The 7,005-nt window shown below is 57.9% G+C and carries 7 protein-coding genes and 2 pseudogenes; all 9 read left to right on the top strand.

Features of this window, described 5'->3' with window-relative positions:
• A partial coding sequence (locus H288_RS0131530) for a transposase (RefSeq protein WP_020096464.1) occupies positions 1-241 on the top strand: 241 nt, incomplete at its 5' end.
• A gap of 73 nt (positions 242-314) precedes the next feature.
• Positions 315-707, top strand: a pseudogene (locus H288_RS33680) (transposase); the annotation flags it as partial.
• A 43-nt stretch (positions 708-750) separates the two neighbouring features.
• A pseudogene (locus H288_RS36455) lies at positions 751-851 on the top strand (IS5/IS1182 family transposase); the annotation flags it as partial.
• A gap of 532 nt (positions 852-1,383) precedes the next feature.
• Positions 1,384-2,154, top strand: a complete 771-nt coding sequence (gene rfbF, locus H288_RS0131520) for a glucose-1-phosphate cytidylyltransferase (protein ID WP_026605483.1) — start codon at positions 1,384-1,386, stop codon at positions 2,152-2,154.
• A 5-nt stretch (positions 2,155-2,159) separates the two neighbouring features.
• Complete coding sequence (rfbG, locus tag H288_RS0131515; RefSeq protein WP_043713737.1) at positions 2,160-3,266, top strand: CDP-glucose 4,6-dehydratase; 1,107 nt, start codon at positions 2,160-2,162, stop codon at positions 3,264-3,266.
• On the top strand, positions 3,263-3,691 hold the full coding sequence (locus H288_RS0131510; RefSeq protein ID WP_020096536.1) for a WxcM-like domain-containing protein: 429 nt from the start codon (positions 3,263-3,265) through the stop codon (positions 3,689-3,691). Before rfbG ends, H288_RS0131510 begins: the two co-directional genes overlap by 4 nt.
• Positions 3,624-4,556 carry an SDR family oxidoreductase gene (locus H288_RS0131505; protein WP_081636611.1) on the top strand — a complete coding sequence of 311 codons (933 nt, stop codon included), beginning with the start codon at positions 3,624-3,626 and terminating at the stop codon, positions 4,554-4,556. Before H288_RS0131510 ends, H288_RS0131505 begins: the two co-directional genes overlap by 68 nt.
• Positions 4,553-5,833, top strand: coding sequence for an NAD(P)-binding protein (locus H288_RS0131500; RefSeq protein ID WP_020096534.1), 1,281 nt, complete (start codon positions 4,553-4,555; stop codon positions 5,831-5,833). The genes H288_RS0131505 and H288_RS0131500 overlap by 4 nt, the downstream gene beginning before the upstream one ends.
• An 85-nt stretch (positions 5,834-5,918) precedes the next feature.
• A complete protein-coding gene (locus H288_RS35450) occupies positions 5,919-6,857 on the top strand; it encodes a hypothetical protein (RefSeq protein ID WP_158684281.1) in 939 nt (312 codons plus the stop codon).
• The last annotated feature ends 148 nt before the right edge of the window (positions 6,858-7,005 follow it).

Raw genomic sequence — 7,005 nt, 5'->3', positions numbered from 1 at the left:
CGGCCGCCGGAGGCTGACCAAGATGCCGTTGATGAGCGCGATGGCCGCCCGCCTGAAGCGGGCTGGGCGCCGCAGTCGGTACCGTCTTAGAAAGCAGGTCGTCGAGCCGGTGTTCGGACAGATCAAGCAGGCCCGAGGCTTCCGACAGTTCCTGATGAGAGGGCTCGATCAGGTCCGGGGCGAGTGGGCGATGATCTGCACCGCCCACAACCTGCTGAAGCTGGCACAGTCAGGCCGCTGAAGCCGCTGGTCCGCCCTCATTGGCTCCCGTCTTGCCCCCTCTACCAGGCTTCAAACCCCGTTACTCGGACAGGCTCCTAGTTCAACCCATCAAGACGTTGCCGCCGGGTGCCGCGGCTGACCTCGCGCGCATCCGGCAGGACGCCGAGGTCACACGCATCGCCGACTTGGCGCGGTGGTTCACGATGTTGGTGCTCGCTTGCGGCCTGGACGGCGACCGACCGGCGGATGCGGTCGGCGAACTCAACAGATGGCTCTCAGAGACGCGCACTTGCGGTGTCGCAGCGTTGGAGACCTTCAGGACTGGCTTGGCGCAGGACGAGCCGGCGGTTCGGGCGGCGCTGACGACGTCTTAAAGCAACGCGCCGGCCGTAGGGCAGATCAGTCGGCTGAAGATGCTCAAGCGTACAATGTACGGCCGCGCCAGCTTCGCACTCCTCCGCTGCCGTGTGCTCCTCGCTGCCTGATCCACGCAAAGTGCGGAAGAACCGCGAACTCAGGGGAGGATCAGTGTTCAACAGGCTGCGCTACGTGGTGCGAAGAACTCCCCGTGACGGCTGATGCCCCACGACCTGTCGCCCTGGTTTGCCGTGTATCAGCAGGCCCAGTGCTAGCTGTCGGCCGGCTATTTAGAGCAAGTGGCAAAGTATCTATGCGCTTTGGCGCGAAGCGCACCTAGCATTACACACCAGCTCTACACTAGCTTAATCCCCAAATCGGCCAATAACACTGAGTGATTACGACAACGATGTATCGAAAACGGCCAGTTACTTGCTCCAAGGGACTTAATGACCGCCATCGTAGAATGCATCATTCAAGCGTCGATTCAGGACCGTCGATTATCGGCGCATTTATTGCTTGAGCAAACAGTTTATCAAGTAAATTCAATGCCAATAATTGATATTACTTTCCTGCAAATACTTTCTTAGAATTTTTACATAATTGTTTTTCGCAATTCTTAACCGCATTGCACCGCAACCACGCGCATGATAAGCAGAAACAGTGCGCGCGTAGTGTTTGGCAGTTTAACGTTGTAGCTTAGATTTGCCACTTTCACACATAGATAGCGGCGCTAGGATCAGGTCTTGCCATAATAATACGATATAATAAGTCGGAAATCGGCCCGGTAAATCGGAGAATTCAATGAAAGTGGTTCTACTCGCAGGGGGTTTAGGCACGAGACTCGCTGAAGAAACGTCGATCCGCCCCAAACCGCTTGTCGAGATCGGTGGCCGCCCGATTTTATGGCACATCATGAAAATTTTTAGCTCTCAGGGCTTCAATGACTTCATAATATGCGCGGGGTATAAAAGTTATATGATCAAGGAATTCTTCGCCAATTACCATTTGCATAACTCGAATGTTTTGGTGGATATGCGGTCCGGCACCGTCAAGTTCGAAGGTAGCACGGTCGAACCATGGAGCGTGCGGGTTATTGACACCGGGGAGGGTACGCTCACCGGCGGTCGAGTTAAGCGGATTGCCGAATACCTCGGCGATGACGATACATTCTTGATGACCTACGGCGATGGCGTCGGCGACATCGATCTGGCGGCCCTGGTCGCCCACCACAAGAAGCAAGGAACGCTGGCGACCCTGACTGGAGCTCAGCCGCCCGGGCGCTTCGGGCAGCTCGGCTTGAACGGCGATCGGGTGGCGGCATTCCAGGAGAAGCCGAAGGAAGGCATGGGCTGGATCAACGCCGGCTTCTTCGTGCTCTCGCGCAAGGTCATTGACTACATCGAGGGCGACCATACCACGTTCGAGCGTGAGCCCCTCGAGCAGCTGACGGAGCAAAACCAGCTTTCCATCTACCGCCACAACGGGTTCTGGCTGCCGATGGACAGCCTACGTGACAAGATTGTGCTCGAGGAAATGTGGAATTCTGGGCGCCCGCAATGGAAGACGTGGTGAGTATCATGAGATCCTTCGACAACCGTTACGCTGGCGCGCGTGTCGTGGTGACTGGGCATACGGGCTTCAAGGGTGCTTGGCTTAGTCTGTGGCTGACCCAGCTCGGCGCAAATGTTTATGGATACTCGAAGGACATTCCGACCGACCCGTCTCTGTTCGACCTCGCAAAGGTCGACGGCCTGATTGATCACACCATCGGCGACATTCGGGACTTCGACTCGTTCAAGGGCCTGCTACATCGAGCGAAGCCGGACTACGTCTTCCACCTCGCGGCGCAGCCGATTGTGTCCAAGAGCTACTCGGACCCAATCGAGACGATGTCGACAAACGTGATGGGCACGACGCTCGTCCTGGAGGCCCTCCGCTCGGTCGACTGGCCCTGCGTCGCCGTGCTCATCACCAGTGACAAGTGCTACGACAACGTCGAGTGGGTATGGGGCTACCGCGAGACCGACGCACTCGGTGGCAAGGACGTATATAGCGGGTCGAAGGGCGCGGCCGAGCTGGCGATCCGCTGCTATCTCCACTCCTTCTTCCGTGATCATCCGGTCCGGCTCGGAATCGGACGCGCCGGCAATGTGATAGGCGGCGGCGACTGGGCGGCTGACCGCATTGTCGTGGATTGCATCAAGGCGTGGCTCGCCCATGGCAGCGTGCCGATCCGCAGCCCGGCGGCGACGCGCCCCTGGCAACATGTGCTGGAGCCGCTGAGCGGCTACCTAGATCTCGGCGCAGCGCTTGCCCGCGATGCGACGATACACGGCGAAGCGTTCAATTTCGGGCCCCGCGCCGAGCAGAGCCGCACTGTCGTAGAGCTGCTCGGTGATCTCGCAGCGATCTGGGGCTTCGACAGCCCGGACGCGGCCTACAAGATCATCGGTCAGACGCCGTTCCATGAAGCCAGTCTGCTCAAGCTCAACTGCGATAAGGCCCTGCTGCAGCTTAAGTGGCAGCCGACCTTGTCCTACGCTGAATGCGTCGACTTCACCGGGAACTGGTACCGCGAGGTACTGCGCGAGGGACAGGATGCGCGGGCGTCGACGCTGGCACAGATCGAGCGCTATGAGCAGCTCGCCACCAAGCAAGGCCATGCTTGGAGCCGGTACTCGTGACCCTTGGCGTTCTCGTCACCCCCCTCACGCGCATCCCAGGAGAGAAGGGCGAGGTGCGCCATGCCCTAAAGGCATCCGATGCGGGCTTCGTCGGGTTCGGTGAGGCTTACGTCACGGAGGTTTTTCATGGTGTGACGAAGGGCTGGAAGCGCCACCGCGAGATGACGATGAATCTCGTGGTCTTGCGTGGTTCAATTCGGTTTGTCGTGCATGACGGCGTGGCCGCCGAGACGATCGACCTCTCCGCCGAGGGGACGGCGCCTTACGCGCGGCTCACCGTTCCGCCGGGATTGTGGCTGGGCTTCCATGGAGTCGATCTCGGCAGCAATCTCTTGCTCAATCTAGCGAGCATTCAACATGATCCCTCCGAAGCAGAGGCACGCGAGCTCGGGGCCTTTCCGTTCGCCTTCGCCGATCAAGGATGAGCGAATCCTGCTCGTCGGCGCCTCGGGATTGCTTGGGGAAGCCGTCGCAGGGAAGATCCCGCCCACCTCATCGACGATTCTACCGCGTGAGCTGACGAAGCGAATTGACGAGGCAGCGATCATCGAGGCCGTCGGGGCGCTGCGCCCCGACATCCTCATCAATTGCGCCGCCGACACAGATGTGGAGGGTGCCGAGGCCGATGATGTGCGCGCCCGCGCGGTGAATGCCCTATTGCCGGAGGCTCTGGCGCGGGGCGCACGCGCGGTTGGCGCGCAGTTCGTGCATTTTTCCAGCACAGGCTGCTACGGCGACTGGAAATCTGGTCCCTACGTCGAGACCGACGCGGTTCGGCCGACCACAGCTCACCACCGCAGCAAGGTCGAAGGCGAGGAACGCGTCTTTGCCGCACATCCCAATGCGCTGATCCTGCGCCTGGGCTGGCTCTTCGGCGGCCGGCCCGGCCTGAAGAAGAACTTCATCTGGAACAGGCTCCTGGAAGCGCGTGGCGCCAGGGAGATCAAATCTAATCCGGCGCAGTTCGGCTGCCCCAGCTACGTCGAAGACGTGGTGGAGCAGACCTTCTCCGTGATCGAGAACGGTCGAGCCGGCCTGTTCAACTGTGTGAACAACGGGGATGCGGCCTCTCGTCTCGACTACGTCGTGGAAATTTTCACGGCGGCCGGACTTAACATTCCGGTGGTTCCGGTGGAGTTCCAGCGCAAGGCGCGGGTATCGCCCAACGAGACCGCAGCCAATGCCCGCCTGGCTGAGCTCGGCCTCGACCACATGCCGGACTGGCGCGCCTCCCTGCGCGCCTACGTCGCCTCCTTGCCCCTCGTGCCGCCCCTGGAGCCTGAAGCATGATTGACGTCCTGATCCTGGGGGGCGGCATTGCAGGCCTCGCCGCGTCCCACGCGGCGCGCGCACGCGGGCTGTCGTCGGTCGTGCTGGAAGCCGCGCCGCGCGCCGGTGGCCTCCTAGACAACTTCACGATCGACGGCTTCCGCTTCGACAATGCGGTGCATCTCTCCTTCGCCACCGAGCGGGAGGTGCTGGACGTCTTCGAGCAGACCCCATACCTGCAGCACGAGGCGGTGTCGTTCTGCCGTGACGGCGATTACTGGTTGCGCCATCCGGTCCAGAACAACATGCATCCGCTCCCTGTCGAGCAGCGGGTCGCGCTCATACAAGGCCTCGTCGACCAGCCAGATGTCGCCGTGATTCCCGATTACCGCGCCTGGCTGCTCGCGCAGTACGGGGTGCCGATCGCCGAGCGCTGGCCCCTTGTCTACACGGACAAGTACTGGACTATCGACGCCTCCGAGATGGGGACCGACTGGATCGGCCAGCGCATGAGGCGGGCCGACTTATCTGAGATTCTGCGCGGCGCGATGTCGGAGGATGCGCCTAATACCTACTATGTCAAGCAGATGCGCTATCCCGAGAGAGGAGGGTACAGGGCCTTCCTCGATCCTCTGCTCGCAGCGGCGGATGTCCGGACCGGAACGCGAGTCGAGCGCGTGGACCCCGGTTCCCGCGTCGTGCATTCGGCTGAAGGCCAGGCCTGGCCCTACCGTCACCTCGTAAGCACGATTCCTCTTCCCGAGTTGATCAAGATCACCGCCGGCGTGCCGGACTCGGTGCAAGCCGATGCCTCGACACTGTTCGCGACAAGCGTCGACCTCATCTCGATCGGACTCTCGCGCCCGCACAAGATGCCAAGTCTGTGGCTATACATCTACGACCGAGACGTCATGGCGGCGCGGATCTATTCCCCGTCTTGGAAGTCGCCTGACAACGCCCCGGGAGGCTGCTCATCGATGCAGTTCGAGATCTATTCGTCGCCGCGGCGGCCGCAGACCGCCTCGGCTGTCGAAATGATCGAAAACTCGATCGCCGCCATGGTCCGCATGGGGCTTGCCGACCGCAACGACGTAGTAGTGAAACACCACAAGCGATTGCCATGGGGCAACGTCGTCTACGATCTTGGCATGGAAGAGCGGCGCGACAGGGTGCTGGCCTGGGTCAATGCTCAGGGCATCGCCTCGGCGGGCCGTTTTGGTGAATGGTCCTACTTGTGGAGCAACCAGAGCTTTCTCTCAGGTTTAAATGCCGTGGGAAATCTGATCAATTCTATATAACTAGTTGCCCGGCTTAAAACTCGGTATAGCTACTAGTTAGTGTTGGCCGACCAATAAAATTGGCGTTCGTTTCGAGGGTGTTCCCATGGCTTATGTGAAAGTTGCAGTTTTTCTTCGGACCAACAAATTTAATGAAAAGACCATAAGTAGCATTGATTGTTTAAGTGGGTCGCAGTTTTTTGATTTTTTTGTGCTCGCCAACGAGACAGCCGGAGAATTGCATTTTCCTGGAGTAAAAAAAATCAGTCACACGGTGGAAACTGTTTGTAATGAAATTGAATATGTGAATAACGAAGAAGAGATGATATTGTACAGCGATGCCCTTTTCAAATTTATTAAAAATAGACTTCCAGATTACGATTATTACATAATGGTTGAAGATGACGTTCATTTCGTATCTAAATCGTCTTTGCTTATTGACAAAATTGTTATCTACCTTTCGGACAATAACTGCAAAGTTGATTTGTTTGCGAGCTGGTATCGAGATATCAATTCAACAAAAGAATATGCACGCTGGAGCGACAACTGCTTTAAAACGTTCAACTTATGCGTTGCGATCTTTTTTCCGCTCGTTGGGCTTTCATCTCGTGCAATCGATCAACTCGATAAGAATCGCGAATTAGAGAACGCAAATCCGGACAGAGAACGGCACCTAGTATTCTGCGAGTTGTCTGTTCCTACTGCCCTTAGAGTTGCCGGGGAGTTTGTCATCAAAGATATTAATGAAATGATTCCAAATGCCTATTCACATGATACCTTTAAATTCGGACTTCCCGAGCTGCTGGATAGTCAGAAGTTGACAAGAACCGGCGTAGAGATGCTGCATCCTGTCTATGACATCAAAGGCGGAATCGCAAAACATTATCATCATGCGGAACATACTGGGGAAATTGAGGCATTCCTCAAATTTTTGGCTGAAATTGGAAAGCCGCTTAGCGATCCTGTGATAGCCGACTTTGCATTGAGGGCCTTAATTGCAATCGCGGTGCGGTCGAAAAAAAATTCGAGCGCAATAGCTTCGTAGATGCTGTCGACTGCCCCCCAACGCAAACGGCACTTCTGCCTGGAACGCCCGCTCGATTTTGGCGAGCCCCAGGTGCGGCTTGATTGCGAAGGTGTGTCAGCGGGCGTTGAATACTGGTTCTTCCGCACTTCGTGTGGCGAAGTGTGCC

Source organism: Methylobacterium sp. 285MFTsu5.1 (assembly GCF_000383455.1).
Taxonomy (GTDB): Bacteria; Pseudomonadota; Alphaproteobacteria; order Rhizobiales; family Beijerinckiaceae; genus Methylobacterium.
This window is presented reverse-complemented; position numbering and strand designations above follow the sequence as displayed.